General features: G+C 48.2%; 16 protein-coding genes and 1 riboswitch. All 16 genes read right to left on the bottom strand.

Annotated elements, in window-relative coordinates; translation table 11 throughout:
• Positions 1–729: 729 nt before the first annotated feature.
• Positions 730–1,482, bottom strand: a complete 753-nt coding sequence (locus ACRJJO_RS06675; protein ID WP_431065091.1) for a VPLPA-CTERM sorting domain-containing protein — start codon at positions 1,480–1,482, stop codon at positions 730–732.
• Positions 1,483–1,839: 357 nt separating this feature from the next.
• Entirely contained in the window at positions 1,840–2,556 is a 717-nt protein-coding gene (locus ACRJJO_RS06670; RefSeq protein ID WP_431065090.1) for a VPLPA-CTERM sorting domain-containing protein, read from the bottom strand.
• Between the two features lie 225 nt (positions 2,557–2,781).
• Positions 2,782–2,863: riboswitch (cyclic di-GMP riboswitch) on the bottom strand.
• A gap of 509 nt (positions 2,864–3,372) precedes the next feature.
• Positions 3,373–4,251 (bottom strand): FAD:protein FMN transferase, encoded by an 879-nt coding sequence (locus tag ACRJJO_RS06665; protein ID WP_431065117.1) that lies wholly within the window; start codon positions 4,249–4,251, stop codon positions 3,373–3,375.
• A 90-nt stretch (positions 4,252–4,341) separates the two neighbouring features.
• A complete protein-coding gene (locus ACRJJO_RS06660; RefSeq protein WP_431065089.1) occupies positions 4,342–4,773 on the bottom strand; it encodes a hypothetical protein in 432 nt (143 codons plus the stop codon).
• A gap of 553 nt (positions 4,774–5,326) precedes the next feature.
• The gene (locus ACRJJO_RS06655) at positions 5,327–8,044 is read right to left on the bottom strand and encodes a DUF3570 domain-containing protein (protein WP_431065088.1); all 2,718 of its coding nucleotides are present in this window, start codon (positions 8,042–8,044) and stop codon (positions 5,327–5,329) included.
• On the bottom strand, positions 8,031–8,258 hold the full coding sequence (locus ACRJJO_RS06650; RefSeq protein WP_125220886.1) for a DUF4266 domain-containing protein: 228 nt from the start codon (positions 8,256–8,258) through the stop codon (positions 8,031–8,033). Before ACRJJO_RS06650 ends, ACRJJO_RS06655 begins: the two co-directional genes overlap by 14 nt.
• A 567-nt stretch (positions 8,259–8,825) precedes the next feature.
• Positions 8,826–9,326 carry a TlpA family protein disulfide reductase gene (locus tag ACRJJO_RS06645; protein ID WP_431065087.1) on the bottom strand — a complete coding sequence of 167 codons (501 nt, stop codon included), beginning with the start codon at positions 9,324–9,326 and terminating at the stop codon, positions 8,826–8,828.
• Positions 9,327–9,626: 300 nt separating this feature from the next.
• Positions 9,627–10,100, bottom strand: a complete 474-nt coding sequence (locus tag ACRJJO_RS06640) for a hypothetical protein (protein ID WP_431065086.1) — start codon at positions 10,098–10,100, stop codon at positions 9,627–9,629.
• Positions 10,101–10,215: 115 nt separating this feature from the next.
• Positions 10,216–11,034 (bottom strand): HEAT repeat domain-containing protein, encoded by an 819-nt coding sequence (locus tag ACRJJO_RS06635; protein WP_431065085.1) that lies wholly within the window; start codon positions 11,032–11,034, stop codon positions 10,216–10,218.
• A gap of 104 nt (positions 11,035–11,138) precedes the next feature.
• Entirely contained in the window at positions 11,139–11,885 is a 747-nt protein-coding gene (locus ACRJJO_RS06630) for a VPLPA-CTERM sorting domain-containing protein (protein WP_431065084.1), read from the bottom strand.
• Between the two features lie 802 nt (positions 11,886–12,687).
• On the bottom strand, positions 12,688–14,199 hold the full coding sequence (locus ACRJJO_RS06625; protein ID WP_431065083.1) for a DUF4080 domain-containing protein: 1,512 nt from the start codon (positions 14,197–14,199) through the stop codon (positions 12,688–12,690).
• A gap of 31 nt (positions 14,200–14,230) precedes the next feature.
• Positions 14,231–14,476 (bottom strand): YfhL family 4Fe-4S dicluster ferredoxin, encoded by a 246-nt coding sequence (locus ACRJJO_RS06620; RefSeq protein ID WP_014147424.1) that lies wholly within the window; start codon positions 14,474–14,476, stop codon positions 14,231–14,233.
• Positions 14,477–14,478: 2 nt separating this feature from the next.
• The gene (gene coaD, locus ACRJJO_RS06615) at positions 14,479–14,964 is read right to left on the bottom strand and encodes a pantetheine-phosphate adenylyltransferase (protein ID WP_431065082.1); all 486 of its coding nucleotides are present in this window, start codon (positions 14,962–14,964) and stop codon (positions 14,479–14,481) included.
• A gap of 524 nt (positions 14,965–15,488) precedes the next feature.
• Positions 15,489–16,046 carry a 16S rRNA (guanine(966)-N(2))-methyltransferase RsmD gene (rsmD, locus tag ACRJJO_RS06610; protein WP_431065081.1) on the bottom strand — a complete coding sequence of 186 codons (558 nt, stop codon included), beginning with the start codon at positions 16,044–16,046 and terminating at the stop codon, positions 15,489–15,491.
• A gap of 4 nt (positions 16,047–16,050) precedes the next feature.
• Positions 16,051–17,349 (bottom strand): M16 family metallopeptidase, encoded by a 1,299-nt coding sequence (locus ACRJJO_RS06605; protein ID WP_431065080.1) that lies wholly within the window; start codon positions 17,347–17,349, stop codon positions 16,051–16,053.
• Entirely contained in the window at positions 17,349–18,710 is a 1,362-nt protein-coding gene (locus ACRJJO_RS06600) for a M16 family metallopeptidase (protein WP_431065079.1), read from the bottom strand. Before ACRJJO_RS06600 ends, ACRJJO_RS06605 begins: the two co-directional genes overlap by 1 nt.
• Positions 18,711–18,728: the final 18 nt, after the last annotated feature.

Raw genomic sequence — 18,728 nt, 5'->3', positions numbered from 1 at the left:
CTGTGCCAAGCATAATTTATTTAGTCCTTATTTTTTGCTACTACTTCACAAATTCAACAAAACCAAGTAAATAGCTTGGAATTTATTTTAATTTCGACTCTCGCCATAAACTAACTTCAAGTCTAGTTCGCAATATCTCTCAAAAGATTTACGTCATATGCCACAGTAATGCGTGAAATGACACACATTTTCTTTGACCCCATTGCTCCTCAGTTATAGACATAAAGCTGGTAGGGTGCGCATCGCGCACCTTTTTACAAGATATTTCCTGATTAGCAAGTTTCTTCAGCTAAAGCCCAAAGATCAGCATATCCCCAGCAGGACGGGGTTCGCAAGCCATGCGCTTCAAGCTAAAAACGGCCAACCCATATCACGCTCTTTCCCAAGCTCCAGCTTGGGAAAGACACACCGGAAGCTAGAGCTTCCTGAACAGGTTACCCAAGCTGGAGCTTGGGTAACAGCATATTTTAGTTTTTGCGACTACGACTGGCCCCTGCTCGGACACTTGGCTTCGGTAAGTTGAAGCATCTTGCTAATCAGGAGATATTTACAAAACTTTGAAACACACCAAACGGCATGCCCGGGGAAAGGGTGCGCGGTGCGGCACCCTACTAATTAGAGAGAAAAGGTCGGAGGTGGGGCGGATTTTGGTACACGCAAAACCCGATCCCACTCCCAATCACAGGGAAAGAAGAACAATATCGATCTTTAAAATACGACAGAACACCATTAAACGGCTAGAGTACGCTTTCTGAAAGCCCCCAAACCAACCAAGCCCGCTCCCATTAGCCAAATCGCAGCCGGCAAAGGGACAGGAGCGACGGTCAAGCTAATATCAAAACCGCGACTGACATTATCGGCATCGAATCGATTGAAAGCACCGCAACTCTCTCTTTCATAACACGTCCCTCCGATTGCAACGGTATAAATGCCGGCTTCGAGCGCACCCATCCATGAAACAGCCGTCGCCAAGCCGTCGATTTCGCCGGCATGACCGATGTAATGGATTGTGCCGACTTCACCATCATCGTTACCCATAGTAGTCGTGCCCTGCCCGTTCCAGGCTCCTTCTTTTCCAGCCGGCGGTGGAAATGCATCCTCATAGGCTTCATCAGGCAAAACGCCGTTATAAAGCGAGAATCCCGGGGTTAAATCGCCTACTCGTAAAGGAAAGGTATTACCGCCTATCGTAATAAAAGTATCTTGATAATCAGACTCGACATGTATGTTGACATTCGATGATTCGGTCAATGTAAACTGCGCCCAAGCACCTTGATGGCTATCGCCCCAGTCTTCATCCATCGAATCGGCCCAACCGTAGTTGCCAGACACAATACTATTAGCCGAATAAATATGCTTATCGCCGTCGATGGCCGGCGTTAAATTTGTCAGGTTGATCCAGCTGATATGCGCTGACGCTTGCTGGGTTGGAAAAAAACCGACCGCAGCAGCACAGGCCACTGTCGACAACAATTTTTTCATAGCTTTTTCCTCAAAATAAACGTTAATACAAAAGATCAAAAACCGATAACTAACTGCCATGTAAAGTAATGAAATAAATGAACAACGATTTTCTTCTGTGAGAGTGGATTACGGCAGCCCATATCGGAATAACGGGCTTTAAAGCAATCCTATAAAAGCTCGCTCCTTATCCGGTTTTACGTCGCACCCAGTCTCTCATCAAACGACCTTTCAAGTTCAATTCAATAAGCGTGGTATTACCAAGAAGCCATGTAAGACATCCTTGTCCAGGGGGATACCGCATCCTAACGGTATTGATTAACTGAAAACCAAACCGGAAACCGACCTGGATTTAATTGACTCGGCACAAGAATTGAATCAAGCGGCGATAGCGCGTTTTCTCATGCCGATTAAACCGACTAAAGCCGACCCCATCAACCAAACCGCAGCAGGAACGGGCACGGGCTGGACGCTAGCAATTACACCATATGCGCCACCACCGACCCCGTCAGCGGCCGCACCACCGACTACCAGTGAATATACGCCGGCAAGTAAAAAGATATTGCTAAGCGATTCGGTTGCGCCTACGCCATTATCGTTAACGGCAGTAATAAATTCAATCGTGTTAATAACACCGCTGTTATTACCCATCGTGGTATCGCCAACCGCATTAAACAACCCATTATTCCCGTCAGCAACCGGCCAGACAGGCTCGCCATCGATATTCGCGCCTTCATAAGCAGACGGCGGTACGAGTCCTTTGTACAAACTAAAACCGACATCGAGATCGGCTAAAACAGGAAAGGTATTGCCGGTATCAACGCCTGCGCTATTGTAAGTCGTATAGGTTCCAACGCCTGCATTTTCGACACTGATACTTACAAGAGAATCTTGCTCCAACGTAAAGCTATACCAACGAACATCATGGCTGTTAGCCAAGGTTGGTTGAGTCCCCTGATACCAGCCATTGTCGTAACCGACTGCCGCGACAAACGGATTCAAGTTATCCAGATTTCTATAACCCACATGGGCGTAAGCTTGACTACCTAACAATAACCCTACAAATACAACAACAGACGATATTATTTTTTTCATTAAAAAGTCCTCTTTACTGTTAAACGCTAAAAGTTAACAGTGATATTCGCGGAACCGATACAACAACAAAACAGACAGTCCCAACGCCCCCATCACAAAAACAAGCATACGATTCAGCTAACGCCCACGGTTCGTCACCAATAAAGACGACAAACTAGCCCAAGCTAACTTGAAAGTTAAGTGAGTACTACCCTCTATCGTTAAACTCAATCAATACTTAATTAAGGAGGCAGCCCGGCCTTCTTGATTGCATACAAGAACCGTGACTTTCCGGCCCCGTCTCACAACGAGTGTGGCTAAATTGAAAAGGCTACTAAATCCGAATTGAGTCTTAAAATTGACATCAGCTGAACCCAACATCTAGCCCCTCGCTTTTAATTGAAGCAGACTACATGCCAATACCTAGTATTTCACTTGGTTTCAATAATTTAAATTATTTAATAAAGTACTTATAAACTCTTAATTTTACGATAACTGTGTCATATGCCACAGTTACTGCGGCATATGACACACAACCTCGCCCATAATAAGCGTTCGATTTACCCCAGAAAAAATAATAGCGATAGGAATTTATGAAAAAAGGACCTTTATCCTAGAAAAATCATTTCACTATGAAGAATAAGAAGTTAATTCAATAGGTTGCCGCGCCTTTGCTAAACAACTTCGCTCTCCGGAAAGGTTACTCCAAGTTTATGGATAACCTCTTGAAATTTTTTCTGGTTTTCTGGTTCCCACGGTCCTCCGTGGGAACCCTTACCTTGGCTACCAAGGTAAGATCGGTATGCATTCCCACGCTGGAGCGATGGGAACGAGGAGTCACACACTTATTCGGTTCATGAGCGAACCGCCGGAATTGCCGTTCACATCGACCCACAAACAAGGCAAGCCCAACGATTCTAACCACGCGGGTCCTTCCTCTTCCTTCAGCATCGCAATCGTCGCGGCACTCCCGGAAACGACGCAAAAATCCCCGACAACACTAACCGAAGCCATAAAGCGCACCGGCCAACCGGTTTTGGGATTGAGCACATGACCGTAGCGCACGCCATCGATTTGCAAACAGCGCTCGTAATCCCCGCTTGAAGCCAAGGCGCCGCCCGAAAGAGCCAAGGCTTGAATTACCTCCCCTTTTTGACGGGGATGCGCGATACCGACTTGCCAGGGCGAACCGTCGGGCCGGGGACCGATAAGCTTAATGTCGCCGCCAAGATTGATTAACCCGTGCTTGATACCGGCTTGTAAACACAACCCCGCAGCTCGGTCGACCGCATATTCCTTGACGATGCCGCCGAAATCGAGCTCCATGCCCGGCACCGAAAAAGTCAACTTCGGCGGCGTCCAATCGATTTTATGCCAACCGATTTTATCCAGTAACACTTGAATCTGCGGCTCTTCCGGTAAATTTTCGCGATCGAATCGCCAAGCCTGACGCAGAATACCGGAGCTGATATCGAACAATCCATCGCTTTGCTCGTAACAGGTCAATGCATAATTCAACAAACCAGCGGTTTCGGGATCGACTTCTATCGAATTGGCGCGCGCGGCCGCACGGTTGATCTCGGATAAAAAACTATCCGGGCGGTAGCGGGAATAGCGTTGCTCCAAGCGCTCCACATCGTCGATGACGATATCGGCAACGTGTTGGGCCGTTTTATGCGAAACCGCGAATAACTGGATTTCACAAGGCGTGCCCATGGCCTTGAAATTGAATCGATAGAATTTTAGGCGCTTGGCTTTTTTCAAGATGCGAATTTGAAATGAGGCGGCTTATAAACCCAGCCTTGTTTACATGAATTTAAGGACGGCTATGACGGCGGAGATGGTCAAACCTAACGACCAAAACATGAACCTATCCATGCGGGTCGTAATCTGAATGAGATGCTTATCGACTTGTTCGAAACGTTTATCGATTTGCTCGAAACGTTTATCGATTTGCTCGAAACGCTTTTCGACCTGCTCGAAACGTTTATCGATTTGCTCGAAACGCTTTTCGACCTGCTCGAAGCGTTTATCAACCTGCTCAAAGCGCTTTTCCATTTGCTTAAAGCCTTCGAGCATCAATTCGCGTTGATGTTTCAACTCCTCTTCCACACGAATGGTGCGCTCCCTTAATTCCAAATCGTAACGCGAGTCGAAACGGGACTGATCGAGCTGTTCGGCCAATACTTTTCGAATCAGAGATTCTATATAGTTGATATCTTCTTGCGCTAAAGCCATGACCCGGCTCCTTTGAAGTCGTTCTTATCGGTTCGGAGTATAACATAAGCGCCGATGACGGCTAGCACCGTAGGATTTACATCGCGCGCCTTACCACGGCACAGAACTAGGCTATCGAAAAAATCTATTTTTAGCTAAATACTGTGTTCCCGCGTTTTAAACTCAAAAATATTTTTGAAATTGTTGGTGTTCATAGGTTTTGTAAGTGCCAGCCGTAGGGTGCGCATCGCGCACCTGGTCAGGCTCGTCGGTTCGGCACCGAAGAAAGGTGCGCGATGCGCACCCTACGGCTTCATTGATATCGGGAAGCTAGGGCTTCCTGAACAGATTGGCCATGATGGAGCCTGGGTAACAGCATAAAGTAAATCCGTTCGTCCTGAGCCCTTCGGCTGCGCTCAGGAGTGCCCTGTCGAAGGATGAGAGGATTTACGCTACGCTAAACGATTTTTACCCGACATTGCAAAAATGACTGAGTACCAGTTACGCGCTTAATTTTCAGCGATTAGAGCCGAACATCGCTTTAATAGTTTTTTCATACAGACATCATCCACGGTCAAAACATATAGCTCCAAGTGGCGAATAGCGTGCCTTTGCGTTCCAATTGGAAGCCGTTGACATCTTCATGCACCGGCTGCAACCATTCGACGCTCAAATGATTGCCGGAAAACTCGCCACCAGGCACGACCACATTTAGGCCGAAGCCGACATCCCAGAAGCGACCGCCGTAGTTTCTTGGGTCATCTAATGTGGAGCTTGTCGGATTGACATTAGAACAAAGTATGGCCCCATTTGTAATGGGATCTGTACAACCAGCTGCACCTGGTACGGGATTAAATTCCCCTTGAATTGAACCTTCGACAGTGTAAACACCCCGCACAGAACCCGATAACCAGTTGAATATACTGTAACCGCCCCAAGCGGAGGCTTGGAACATATTACCTAGCCGATACCCTGAATCGTTCCGGTTTTGCATACGCACAGTGGCGTTGGCCTGCGCGCCCCACGAAAACCTGTCATATTGCCCGAGATAGGTCAGGCTAGGCAGAAAGTCCCAAGTGCCGCTACCGAGCTGCATTTGATAATGAATAAAGCCGGCGTCTTCTTGGTGTTGCCGGTTCAGCTTGATCCCGACATCGCCGGTCGGCGCGCTGATACCAAGCCCTAAATTGATATGGTGACCGCGATGCTTGAATAATTTGAACATACCGAACATCAGCGTATCGCCGATGCCGCCGGTTTGATGGCCGCCGTGCAAATGATCCGTGGTTACATCGCCGTTTATCCCATCTAGTACTCGCAAATCCATATCCATATCCATAAACATCGGCATGACCATGATGTTGAACCAGTCGGTCGGCGCATACATCAAGTCGATCATGTGCATGTGCATGTCATGGAAGGTTGGAATCGTCCGGTATCCGTTATTCACCATCGCCGCATCGCTAGCTTTCGAGGTCCGGTTTAGCATATTGCCGGTTTCCCGTAAATACTGATACACATAGCCGACCATGAAATCGCCTTCCTGATTCAGCATGTGCCCGCCGACGCACATCAAACCGGCGGGCATCAGCGGTTCGTGCTCGGTCATATCGTGATGATGGTGATGATCGTGATCGGTCAGACTTCGGCCGATTGCTGAAAATTCGACACTCACTGAGCCGTTCGCGACCCAATAATCGAAATCGGCATAATCCGGCTCGCCGCCTCCACCGATTTTCAGTGAGCCTTGATGCGTGTAATACTCGAAGCCGGCATCGAACCGAACTCCTTTTGTAAATTGCTTGCTGACCGTGACACCACCGCTCAATGCACCATAGCCGGATAGCCGATGGTCGCTTGAGAAGGTTTGGGTCGGCAGTTTAGAATTGTCGCTACCCAGCCGATCTGCGCCGTTCTCATTCGAAACATCTGCGACCAAAAACGGGACATAGAAATCAGCTTCACTTTGAGAATAATAACGCACACGGGGCGTCATTGACCAACCTGATCCAAGCGGCTGCACCCAATCAGCTTCGAAAGTATGCGCATTGATGCCCCAATCGTCATGATAGAAACGATAATCGAAATGCAGCGCAGCATCAAGAGGATCAATGTATTGTACCCAACCAGTATTAAAGCTCCATTGATTGCGCACCTCAGGACGCTGTTCTAGAAACGCTTTCGCCTGGCCCTCGTAAGCAATTCCTTCACCACAATCCGCAGCTCCAAGTCCAGGTCCGGCTACTGTCCCTTGAGTATCGCAATCTCTGCTCATTAAGCCAGCGGTAACGGGTCTTAGAAAGAAAGCCGTAACTGCTTTATAAGGATTACCCATATAGCCGGTACTACGAGTATAACTAGCTCCAAACTTAGCCAGCGACGATTTAGTGACGACTTGCGTTAAACCCATGTTGACAGCCCAGTCTTCTCGTTTACCCCTCAAAATTTCTTCGGAATCATCTGTCCCTGGTATAGGATTAGAAATTACTTTTGCATAACGAGGTTGGAATTCGGGCAATTGACCATTATAGGCATTTTTACTAATATAGGTCTGTGCATCATGGTCAAGACGCGCCGAAGTTGAACTATTGGCGTAGCTCAAACCTCCGCTGAGCGTGGTGGTTTTTTGATTAAAATCGATCGTAAAACCCAAATTGGCGAAACGCGATTCGTAATCGTTTTCAAGCGACAAACCGCCACCAGCACTGACCGTTGCATCGTCCCATTCATAAGTCAAATTGAAATTGCCTTCCTTACGCACTTCGGGAGATGCAATAGACATCGTATGTACATTTCTATTATCAAGCCCCGCCGCAATTAATTCATCAAAACCAAACCCTAAACCATTATCCCTACGAATAGTTCTAACTGGCCTTCGTTGGTCATCAAAATAAACCTTACCATTCCCATTGCCAGAATATAACCAAGGGGATGCTCCTGCTACTGTACCAACATCATAAGGTTGATTCCCTTCTCGTGTAGACGGCGCTGTGCTAATCGGAGTCGCACCCGACCAGGTATCCTGTATGTAGTTAAACGCAAATTTGATACGATCGGTTAAGCGGACTCTTGCGCTGGTATGTAGGCTATCTACAGTAATCGGATCGAACTGACTTTTAACCCCGCCTAAATCCCGCCGGCTTTCTTCATAACGCCCGTATTGAAAACTGAATTCATTATCCTCGGCCGCTTGCGCAGGCGCTAAGCCCGGCAAAATCAATGCCGCCGCGGTTAGCGCTTGTAGGCTGCCAAGCGCCGAATTTGCTTTCCGATCTTTCTCAGTAACAGCCACAGCCGCCTCCGCTCGCCGAGCTGCCCGCACCTGCCGCTTCGCGGCTGCCGTAACTGTGCCCGCGCAATTCGCTTTGCAAAGGGGTTCTCTCCAGCGCCATTTGCGGTTTAGCCAGAACGCCGCGCTCCCATGGCTGGACCGCCGCGCATCCTTGTAATAAAGACAACCCCAGCATGAGCAGCGGCCAAGGTTTATGTTTAATCGATGAGTTCATACTGCGTATAATCATGGTTTGGAAGATAAAGTCGCTTACTGCATAAGCACGGCAACTGTTGTAACAAACAAATATCCCGCAAAAAATATCCCATAGAGTCTCCCGACCCTGCGCTAGCCGATATACATAAATCCGTAAGCATTGCGTACCTTTTAACTAGCCTTCCGGCTGTAAAAAATAGTTATTAAAAGGTATGCGAAGCATAATCTACACAGCCCGATCTCTCGGCAAATACAACTTCGATAACATTTTATTGTTACCGCACCTTTCCGACTTTCCCTCACCTAGCGTTAGGTGAGGGACGATCTGGGGATCGCTCCCACAGATTGTGGAACCGATGCGGGAGCCACGCCTTCGTCGCGACTATCAACGCCATACGCACAAACACCAAAAATGTCCATGATGCCATTGCAAGCCGACAACCGATATCAACTTTATGTGGTGGGTATATTCGTACTTGTAAAAAAAGACTGGGATTTAGAGAAAAACAGAAAAATAAAAGCCCGTTAGCGAAATACAACCCAATAACCGCTGACCGTTTACAGCTTTCCGCTCACTAAAAAAACCCTACTCCGCCAAAATCCGCTCGACTACTTTCCTAAATGCTTCCGCTTCTCCGCGCCTAAAGCCTAAATGTACGTCTCTGATAAGGCCTTTGCGGTCGATCACATAAGACGACGGCATCGCTTTTACATTATAGTGTTTCGCACATTGTTGATTAGGGTCGGCGACAACAGTAAACCCAGCCGGGTAACGAGACAAAAACCCTTCAGCATCCTTAAGTTCCTCGTCGACATTGACCGCGATCACGACCAAACCCTGACCCTTGAGTTCGCGTTGCATTTGGGTCATGAATGGAAAAGACTGCACGCAAGGGACACACCAAGACGCCCAAAAATCGAGATAGACGACCTTGCCTTCAAGCGAAGCCCAGTCGAACGACTGTCCGTCGTTCATAAGCATCAACTCGCAATTCGGCGCCGGTTGTCCGGCCCAATCGGCGCGAACTATGTTGATAGAAAAATAAAGCGAAAAGAATAAAACAATAACTGATTTGATAGAAAGCATGGTTCTCGTTTTGGAAGCGATAGTTGGGTTTTATAACCGTAATCGAAAAAACGAAAGAGTATATATCGATACAAAATAAAACGCTAAGCTATTGGATTTGAAAAGTGTTTAAAACCTTACCAAACCAGAATCCCGCAAAACATAAAGGCTCCAAAATACCGCTTTGCTTGAGCATCAGCGAAAAACGACCGGGTATTTTGATGCTTCACTAGGTCGTCCTATTATACGTTGACGCCCCTTTATGTTTCAGCCAGGTTAAGAATCAAGGGGCGTCAACATATAACAACAGCGCTATAAGAATTATTGGTTTTGTAAAGTTACCAAACTAGTTCCGGTATGCGCACCGCCCGCAGACTCGCAATGATATTCGATTGTGTAAAAACTATTGACGGCATGCGTTTGACTAACTGTCATCATATAATTTCCGTTACCTTGCTGAGGCGTAACCTGTATCCATGGGCTCCAAACATTCGCTGTTTGACCGATAGTTGTGGATTTCGCCACACCGTCCTTCATCACCGTAATATTTAAAAAACTACCGCTGCCTTGTGATTTTCTTACCCTTAAAGACAATTTCGCAGCCGCGGCCCCACCTCCTAAGCCAGGATCGCTAAAGCATTGAAGCATAAATAAATCGGTTGCAGTCGCCCCGAAAAAACCTCCGATTAACGATCCGTTAAGGTCATGTGCGGAAACCTGTCCAGTCATGCCCATTCCTACTGATAGGACCGCTAGAGTTAAAGTTCTTTTAATAAATTTATGGGTTTTTTTCATTGTATTTCTCTATTTAAGTAATTTTTCACACAGTTTTGCTGCTCAATAACTTTGTCTCATTTCGTAATAAGCTGTGAACATCAAGTGAATAGTTTATTGCTCTTCTTTGATAGTATTAGCGCTGCATGATTGTTTGTAATTTGCTTGCTGCATAATCGCGTACAGACGAATCTTTATCTTGAAGCGCCTGTTGCAACAAAGCGGCGTCAGATTCGATTGCATCGATCGCCATCAAACGCACCCCAAGCTCAGAGTCATGCAGGGCTTGTTGTAAATAGTCATTCAATGCGTTTGGATCATTCTCGATTTGCGATAGCGCATACACAGCCTGCCCTCTTACTCTTGCGTCGTTATCCGATATTGATCGAGCAACCGCATCATAAACCTCTGGGCTATCGGTTTTGCCAAGCCGAGCCAATCCGGCTAGTGCATTCATCCTTTCCTCCGAATCTTCCGAGTCGACCTGGCGTAGCAATGAATCGACATCTTGTTCCACAATCAACTCATTTTGTAAACTTTCTACCGGTCGACTGACTCCCTTACCTTCAGAGCTCCCACAATCGCTTGGCCGTGCTGACGCAATTGGCGGCGGGCTCAGAGAAGACGCTAAAATCCATATTTCTTTCGGTTCGCGTTCCTGTTTATTGGCATCATCACCCACTGACTCTGCATAATGAAAAAGCATGTTAGTCTCTGCGCCAAGCAAACACCGCAGTATCGTTACCACAGTTGGGCCAATGCACGTTGCATCAACGTTCACGGTAGGCAACGCGGCATAATGGATCTTTATCGCACTCCGTTCCGACAAACTTCCGAGCAATCCGTGCAAATCGGCTTGTTCAGCTTCCAACAACCATTCAGCTTCGGGAATCGCACTTTGTCTTATAACAAACGGGGCTTGAACAATCGTATTGTCGCCATATGCTGTTGACATTGAGGCAAATAGCAAAGCCGTTAGAGATATCCATTTAACTAATATCATTAGCCTCATCTTATTTGCCGCATTACCTAATAATCCAATCAAAACTGTATTTAAGCCTACAAAGCAGTGGGTTTTTTACGTCGCAAAACGCCTAATCCCGCCAAAGCCGACCCCATGAACCATATTGCAGCTGGCACAGGCACAGGTTGCACAACAGCTGAAGAACCCGCTGAAGCCGTTATGGTTAAATTGTGAAAAGCTACTTCTTGAACGAGATCGATAAGGGCGAAACCACCGACCGTCCAATTAAAGCCATCGGATAATTTAGCTCCGACTGCATCAAAGACACCCGGATGTCCATCGGGATGTGCCCCAAGTATAGTAACCAAAGCCATATATTCGCCAACTTCGAAATGATCTCTTAGCCCGGCAGGCGAAACACCTGTAGTAAATTCATCGTCTTGCCATCCCACAATTGGAACATCAAAGATATTTAATGCCCCACCACCTGGTTTACGTGCTCCATCGGTATTTAAATTCGTTAAAGTCCAATCGTTTCCAACTGTATCTTTTTGAAAAACCCAAATAGAAGTAACGCCCCATTGAGCGTCTGTATAAGCGCTATAAACATCCAAATTACCCGCTTCTGTCACATTAAACGAATAAGCGGCCGCCGACCTTTCACCGCCACCTAACTGTACGTTATTAGCCGTAGCGGTACCGTCTACCCAAGTGATTTCAGGATGAAATAAGGTATAAGGTTCGCCACCGTTAAACTCATGCTCGCCATGCGCATAAGCCGTATTGATAGATAATCCGATAACAGCCACCGCTGTTATCAGCATTGATTTTTTCATTTCCATTATGTACCTCTGTGTCTATTGAATTGAAGTAAAAAGCCCGCAATATACCGTTTGCGGAGTTTTAAGACAACGCCCGCTCCTTATCCCAGTTAGCTTCATTACACAACTATCGTTCTAATATTGGCGCTGTATTAGCTATCTTCTAAAGGCAAGGTAATTGATCTAATCAGTAATCTAGGAGGAATTTGATATAGAAAAGCAATAAGCCCTTTTACAACAACCATCACCCTACCTCGGTTATGTTAAGCAAAAATGAGGCCGCTTTTAAAAATCCGAGACTATCCTCACAATTTCTCGTCCGAAGCTCATTCATACCTGCCTAACGGAGGATTCTCTTTTTATTTTAGCTAAATAAAGTGCTTTCGATATTCAGCGCTTCTTCATCAAAAAGTGTGTCATTTAACCTATTGACTGCGTCAAATAACACAGTTTAATTGCGACGTTTTTCTTCATCGGTCGTTTTACCTGGTTGGGCGCACATAACGTTCCCTTTCCACGACACAGAACTCGACAACAGCTCATGACCCAGGTGCGCAATGCGGCACCCTACGAATGTTCCACAATAAGCGAAATACCCTAAAAAAGGGTGCGGGATGTGCTTGGCGAGGTGTCGGCGGAAGGGAGCCGCCGTCAAGCCCCCATGGATGGGTTTACGGCGTTCCTCGACAGGCATACCCCGCATCCTGAATACGGCGAAATTTCTCAAACGGGGAATTGCTGCTAAAAAAGGTGTGCGGTGCGGGGCCCTTCGAATGTTCTGCAATAACCTGAGTCCGGAAAATGGTGCGCGATGCGCACACTACTAGTGACCGAATGCCTGCTGACGCTTATTCGCTTGATTTTGACGAGAGGGTTTACTTGTTTCATATCCTTCGGTTTTCATGAACGACGCCAGGCCTTTTTCGCCGGTTTTTTGATAATCCGCTTCGAGAACGTGCTTCGCTTCAACCGTAGGAATCGCCAAGAATTCCGTCATTACTCGATAGAGCAGATCAAACAATCGCCGAAGCGCTATCTTCCAAGTGCTACCGCTGAGTTCGTATAGGGCATCGCTTAACCGCAAAAAGCGTTCGAAGGGCGCATCGGCCAGTATCAAAGGCAGGGCTTCGGCAAAGCGGCCGGAATTTCCGATCATGTCCCAATAGCGCGCGAATCGGTTGATGCGTTGCATTTCGTTAAATCCGATATCGCGGGTGCTGAGAATGTTGTAAGGCGGCTCGGGGTTGTAGCGCAACCGGTAGGCTTCGTTATGCCGATTGAGCGGCGCACCGCGCAAGCGTTTTAAGATACCCAGTTGAATTTCATGCGGCTGTAATGCGACTAATTGATCGAAACTGGCCGCGAAATTGGCCAGCGTATCGCCGGGCAGTCCGAATATTAGGTCGGCATGGATGTGCGCGTGGGTGTTTGCTTTGAGCCAACGCAGGTTTTCTTTGGTTTTTTCGTTATCCTGGCGGCGACTGATCAGCCGTTGAATGACAGGATCGAAAGTTTGCACGCCGACTTCGAATTGCAGCGTTGCGGGTGGGAATTTTTCGAGCGTTTGTTTGAGCCGGTCCGGTAAATGGTCCGGTATCACTTCGAAATGTAAAAACAAGCCGTCGCCCATGCGTTCGAGAAAAAATTCCAGTATCGCAACACTGGCGGCGATTTTTAAATTAAAGGTCCGGTCAATGAATTTGAAATGCCGAACGCCACGCCGATACAACACGTCCATTTCGTCCAAGAAGCGATCCAATGTAAACGGCTTGGCCGTGACATCGAGCGCCGAGAGGCAAAATTCGCATTTGAACGGGCAACCGCGCGAGGCTTCGACATAGACGATGCGGTTGCGAACGTCTTCGTCGTTGTAATAGGGGTAAGGCGATGCCAAACTTTCCAGCGGCGATTCGACGCCGGTTATGATTTTTTCGTCGGGCGCTTCGCCGTTTAGGATTTGTTCGCATAATGCGCGAAAACTGATTTCGCCGACGCCGGTGACGATGTAGTCGGCCAACTCGGCGATAGGAGGCAAATCGGGCGGATGGCTGACTTCGGGGCCGCCTAGGATCACGACGATTTCCGGCGCGATTTGTTTGAGCAGGGCCACCGTCGAGCCGATTTCGGCGACATTCCAGATGTAGACGCCGAAACCGATGATTTTCGGACGATGCTGCAAAAGCTTTTCGACAATGTCGATCGGCCGGTCTTGTATGCCGAATTCGAGTATTTCGGATACGTTTTGCAGCTCTCCCAAATTGGCGTAGAGATAGCGCAGCCCGAATGCGCTATGGATGTACCGGGCGTTAAGCGTGGTCAGTCGTATTTGCGGCATGCTTAGCCTGAAGATTTACCCGGAGCGTACTCTACGCAGTCAATTTGAGGTATTTTTGATACAGCGTGTCTTTGCTTTCGGCATGCTCCGGGTCTTTGTCGATACAATCGACCGGGCACACTTCGATGCATTGCGGCAAATCGTGATGCCCCACGCACTCGGTACACAAAGCCGGGTCGATGACATAAATCTCCTCGCCTTGGGAAATCGCACCGTTCGGACACTCCGGTTCGCACACGTCGCAATTGATGCATTCGTCATTGATAATAAGAGCCATTGTTACTCCTGACTAAATTTTTGGATTAAACTTTGTTTAACGATATCGGGCACGAAACTGGATACGTCGCCGTTGAGGCGTGCGATTTCCTTGATCATGCTCGACGATATGAATTCGTATTGTTCGGCCGGCGTTAAAAATACCGTTTCGAGATCGGGTGAAAGCCGCCGATTCATACCGGCCAATTGAAATTCGTACTCGAAATCGGAAACCGCTCTTAGACCTCTGATGATGACATGAGCGCCTTGTTCTTTGGCGCAATCGACCAATAGGTTGCTAAACCCGATAACCGATACGTTTTCGAACGCTTCGGTCACCGATTTAGCCAGCGCAACACGCTCATCGATCGTAAATAAGGGCGTTTTTGTCGTACCGACCGCGATTGCAACGATAATTTTGTCGTAAAGTTTAGCGGCCCGAGCAATCAAGTCCAGATGCCCAGCGGTTACGGGGTCGAAAGTGCCCGGATAGATTGCGGTAATATTCATGATAAAGCCGGAACAATGAAAAAACAGCGGATTATAACGTTTTGGGGGGATTTTTTCATCTGTTTGATTTTTTAGCACTAAAGCATCACGCGGGGCGGGTTATTTAACCCGCCCCGAACGTTTTGATTTGCTTTGGCCACGGTCGAAAAGCTTCCGCTCCTGCTCACGCCCCTTACCTACATCCATGTAGGTAACGTTTAGGACGAGGTTATAAAGCCCGTCCTGCCAAGGTACTCAAGCATGCCATCCATGGCTCTGGATTCCGCCAGTACATGGCGGAATGACGGGTTACCCTTAACTTAATGACAGTGATACAGAGAGTGGGAACGAGAATACTCAGCTCCGTAGGGTACGCTATGCGTACCATGATCGCCCCATCAATGCTTAACACAAGCCCATCTGAGTAGAGTTCGGTGCTTAACTGCATGGAGGTACGCGTAGCGTACCCTACAATTTATGTATAACGGCGAGAGCTGGTGCCTGTGAAGCAGCGAGCGTTGAAGCTTATCTGTAATCAGGAAATCTTATTCGGCGAACCTTTCGTATAACCGATACGCTACCTCGCCGGCCGTTTTATCTTTTAGAAGCCGCCAGTTTTCGGGTATGTCGGTAAAATCGAGCACGATTTCCGTTTCCAAGTAGATTTTAGCCCGCGCGGACAACCAGCCTTTATCTTCGAGCCATTGGCAGGTTTGCACGGCGAGACCTTTGCCGAAAGGCGGATCGAGAAAAACTAGATCGAATGATTCGGCGTCACCGGCCAAGTAGCGGAAGACATCCTGATTGACGATTTTGATTCGGTCGGTCGATAAAATAACGGTATTCTCTTTTAAATGTCGGCAAGCCTGTGGGTTGTTTTCGACCTGTACGACCGATTTTGCACCTCGCGAGGCAGCCTCCACACCCAGCGCGCCGCTGCCTGAATAGAGATCCAGGCAACGGCTGCCATAAATATCGCTTCGCAACCAATTGAACAAGGTTTCCCGAACTCTTGCCGGCGTCGGGCGCAATCCCGGTGCGTCGGTAAAACGCAGATTGCGACCGCGCCATTCGCCGGCGATGATTCTTAGCTTGTTTTGCACGGATTTATTGAGTTTCGCCGACGGTGATCGTTTGCAATAACTCGGAATCGACGCGACGCTGAAACGCGTCCTTGATCGCATCGACGGTCACCGCATTCACCTTCTCCTGAAAAGTTTCCAAGTAGTCGAGCGGCAAACCGTAAAATCCGATCATTTCGACATAACCGATCATTTTACTATTGGTATCGAAACGCATGACAAAACCGCCGGTGATGTTTTGTTTTGCGGCGGTGAGTTCTTCCTCGGTCGGCCCTTCCTCAATGAACTCGGTCAAGGTTTGATTCAAGACTTCCAACGCTTTGTCGGCTTGATCGGCCCGGGTTTGCAGGCCCATCGCAAAAGGTCCTTTGCGATACATCGGTGCAAAATAACTGTAAGTGTTATACGCTAGACCTCGTTTTTCCCTGACTTCCTCGAATAATCTCGAAACCAGCATGCCGCCGCCCAGTATGTGATTGCCGACAAATAATGCGAAATAGTCGTCGTCATTGCGATAGGATCCCGGAAGACCGCTCATTACATGAGTTTGCGCGGAAGGAAACGCGATATGTTCGCGGCGGCCTTGCTTGGGCATCGCCACTTCCGGTAATTCGGCTGGTTTTTGTCCAGCCGGTAATTTCGCCAACAATTTCTCGGCGGTTTGTTCAGCCTGTTTACGGCTCATATCGCCGACGATGGCCACCATCGCATTGGTAGCCACATAATATTTGCTATAAAAGCTTTTAAGATCCTTGGCCTGCAAAGGTTCTACAGTCTCAATTTCGCCGGCACTTGGATGCGCATAGGGATGTTGTCCATAAACCGCTTTATAAAAGGCAATATCGGCCAGGGTTGACGGCGAAGATTCGCGATGTTTTAAACCGGCCAACGTGCGCTTTTTTTCGCGCTGAAAATCGGCTTCCTCGAAGCGCGGTTGAGTCAAGATGGCTTGCATCGTTTCGACCGACTTATCGAACAATTTCGGATCGGTCAAGGTACGTAGCGACAGCCAAGCCATATCGCGGGATACTCCGGTTCCGAAACGGGCGCCGACGCTTTCGAAACGTTGCGCAATTTGGTCGGCATTCCATTCGCCGGCGCCGGTATCGAGTAGCCCGGAGGTCAACGCAGCGATTCCGAATTGCTTAGCGTCGCGCGCACTACCTGCATCGAAAGTCACCCGGATATCGGCCATGGGCAGATTTGGAGCGGGTACGAAATACACTCTAGCCCCCTGTTTGGTTGTCCAGTGTTCAATGTTTGCCGCAGCCCAGGCGGTCTGTCCTGTCAGCATCAATAACAGACTGATCAAAGCGATACGCATTATTTGCTCTCCTTAAGTTTTTTATTGCCGGTTTGTTCAGCGATCGGTTGCGGCACCAAATAGGCCACGCTCAAGTTGTTATCGGTAAAATATTTTTTAGCGACTTCTCGGACTTGCTCGGCGGTCACCCGATTGACCTTGTCGACATATTCGTCGGCTTTTTGCCAACCTAAACCGACGGTCTCATTGATGCCCAGCTGCATGCCTTGATAAAACATCGAGTCGCGCTCGTAGGTGGCATTCGCGAGCACCTGCGCTTTGATCCGCTGCAATTCTTCCGGTTGCACCAACTCATACTTGAGTTTTTCGATTTCTTCCTTTAACGCCGCTTCCAATTCTTGGTGACTCTTTCCTTGTGCAGGCGTCGCGTCAAACATAAACAATTCATCGAGTCTGGAACTCAAGTTGTAGCCGGCCCCGGCCGCCACAGCGATCTGCTTGCCCCTCACTAATCCGGACTCCAAGCGTGCACTGCTGCCGCCATCTAAAATACCCGCCATCACTTCCAATGCATAAGCTTCCCATTCGTGTTCGGCCGTGTTCAGCACAGGAACTTTATACCCCATGACCAGATACGGCAGTTTGTCTGGCAAATTGACGATCATGCGCCGTATGCCGAGTTGTTCGACTTCGGTTTGCGGCTTCACCGGCGTAATTTCACTGGGCTTGAGCGGTCCGAAATATTTTTCGGCTAACGCGAACACCGCTTTCGGCTCGACATCGCCGATCACGACCAAGGTAGCGTTGTTCGGCGCATACCATTTTTGATACCAGGCCTCGAGATCGGCAATTGTGTAGTTCTCTATGTCCGTCGGCCAACCGATAATCGGATTTCTGTAGGGGCTGTTCGAATAAGCCAGTGCGGCGAAATGCTCCTGGGTCTTAGAGCGAGGCTTATCGTCGGTGCGCATCCGACGCTCTTCGTAAACGACTTGCAGCTCTTTTTGTAATTCCTCATCAAGCAAGTGCAGATTACGCATACGATCGGCTTCCAGTTTAAAACTGACTTCCAAACGGGATTTTTCCATCGTCTGGAAATAAGCCGTATAATCGCGACCGGTAAAGGCGTTTTCGTTACCGCCGTTGGCCGCGATGATTCGGGAAAACTCGCCGGGTTTGAGCTCGTCAGTGCCTTTGAACATCATGTGTTCGAGCATGTGAGAAATACCGGTAATGCCGCCCGGCTCGTAGCTGGAACCGACTTTGTACCAGACTTGGGAAACCGCTACCGGCGACCGGTGATCTTCTTTGACCAGGATTTTCAAACCATTGTCTAAAATCCGCTCATGTACTTTAACCGCCGCTTGTGCCGGCAACAAAAACATGCCGGATAATACCGCACTCGCAATTTGCAACTTCATAACGTCCTCTCTGTAGTA

It is taken from the genome of Methylotuvimicrobium sp. (assembly GCF_050611805.1).
Taxonomy (GTDB): Bacteria; Pseudomonadota; Gammaproteobacteria; order Methylococcales; family Methylomonadaceae; genus Methylotuvimicrobium.
This window is presented reverse-complemented; position numbering and strand designations above follow the sequence as displayed.

Excerpts from the sequence above, each read along its gene's own strand:
- ACRJJO_RS06620 (WP_014147424.1), bottom strand. The coding sequence starts at position 14,476 with ATGGCTCTTATTATCAATGACGAATGCATCAATTGCGACGTGTGCGAA.
- ACRJJO_RS06625 (WP_431065083.1), bottom strand. The coding sequence starts at position 14,199 with ATGCCGCAAATACGACTGACCACGCTTAACGCCCGGTACATCCATAGC.
- ACRJJO_RS06665 (WP_431065117.1), bottom strand. The coding sequence starts at position 4,251 with ATGGGCACGCCTTGTGAAATCCAGTTATTCGCGGTTTCGCATAAAACG.
- ACRJJO_RS06630 (WP_431065084.1), bottom strand. The coding sequence starts at position 11,885 with ATGGAAATGAAAAAATCAATGCTGATAACAGCGGTGGCTGTTATCGGA.
- ACRJJO_RS06640 (WP_431065086.1), bottom strand. The coding sequence starts at position 10,100 with ATGAAAAAAACCCATAAATTTATTAAAAGAACTTTAACTCTAGCGGTC.
- ACRJJO_RS06605 (WP_431065080.1), bottom strand. The coding sequence starts at position 17,349 with ATGCGTATCGCTTTGATCAGTCTGTTATTGATGCTGACAGGACAGACC.
- ACRJJO_RS06600 (WP_431065079.1), bottom strand. The coding sequence starts at position 18,710 with ATGAAGTTGCAAATTGCGAGTGCGGTATTATCCGGCATGTTTTTGTTG.
- ACRJJO_RS06650 (WP_125220886.1), bottom strand. The coding sequence starts at position 8,258 with ATGAACTCATCGATTAAACATAAACCTTGGCCGCTGCTCATGCTGGGG.
- ACRJJO_RS06645 (WP_431065087.1), bottom strand. The coding sequence starts at position 9,326 with ATGCTTTCTATCAAATCAGTTATTGTTTTATTCTTTTCGCTTTATTTT.
- coaD (WP_431065082.1), bottom strand. The coding sequence starts at position 14,964 with ATGAATATTACCGCAATCTATCCGGGCACTTTCGACCCCGTAACCGCT.
- ACRJJO_RS06670 (WP_431065090.1), bottom strand. The coding sequence starts at position 2,556 with ATGAAAAAAATAATATCGTCTGTTGTTGTATTTGTAGGGTTATTGTTA.
- ACRJJO_RS06660 (WP_431065089.1), bottom strand. The coding sequence starts at position 4,773 with ATGGCTTTAGCGCAAGAAGATATCAACTATATAGAATCTCTGATTCGA.
- ACRJJO_RS06675 (WP_431065091.1), bottom strand. The coding sequence starts at position 1,482 with ATGAAAAAATTGTTGTCGACAGTGGCCTGTGCTGCTGCGGTCGGTTTT.
- ACRJJO_RS06635 (WP_431065085.1), bottom strand. The coding sequence starts at position 11,034 with ATGTCAACAGCATATGGCGACAATACGATTGTTCAAGCCCCGTTTGTT.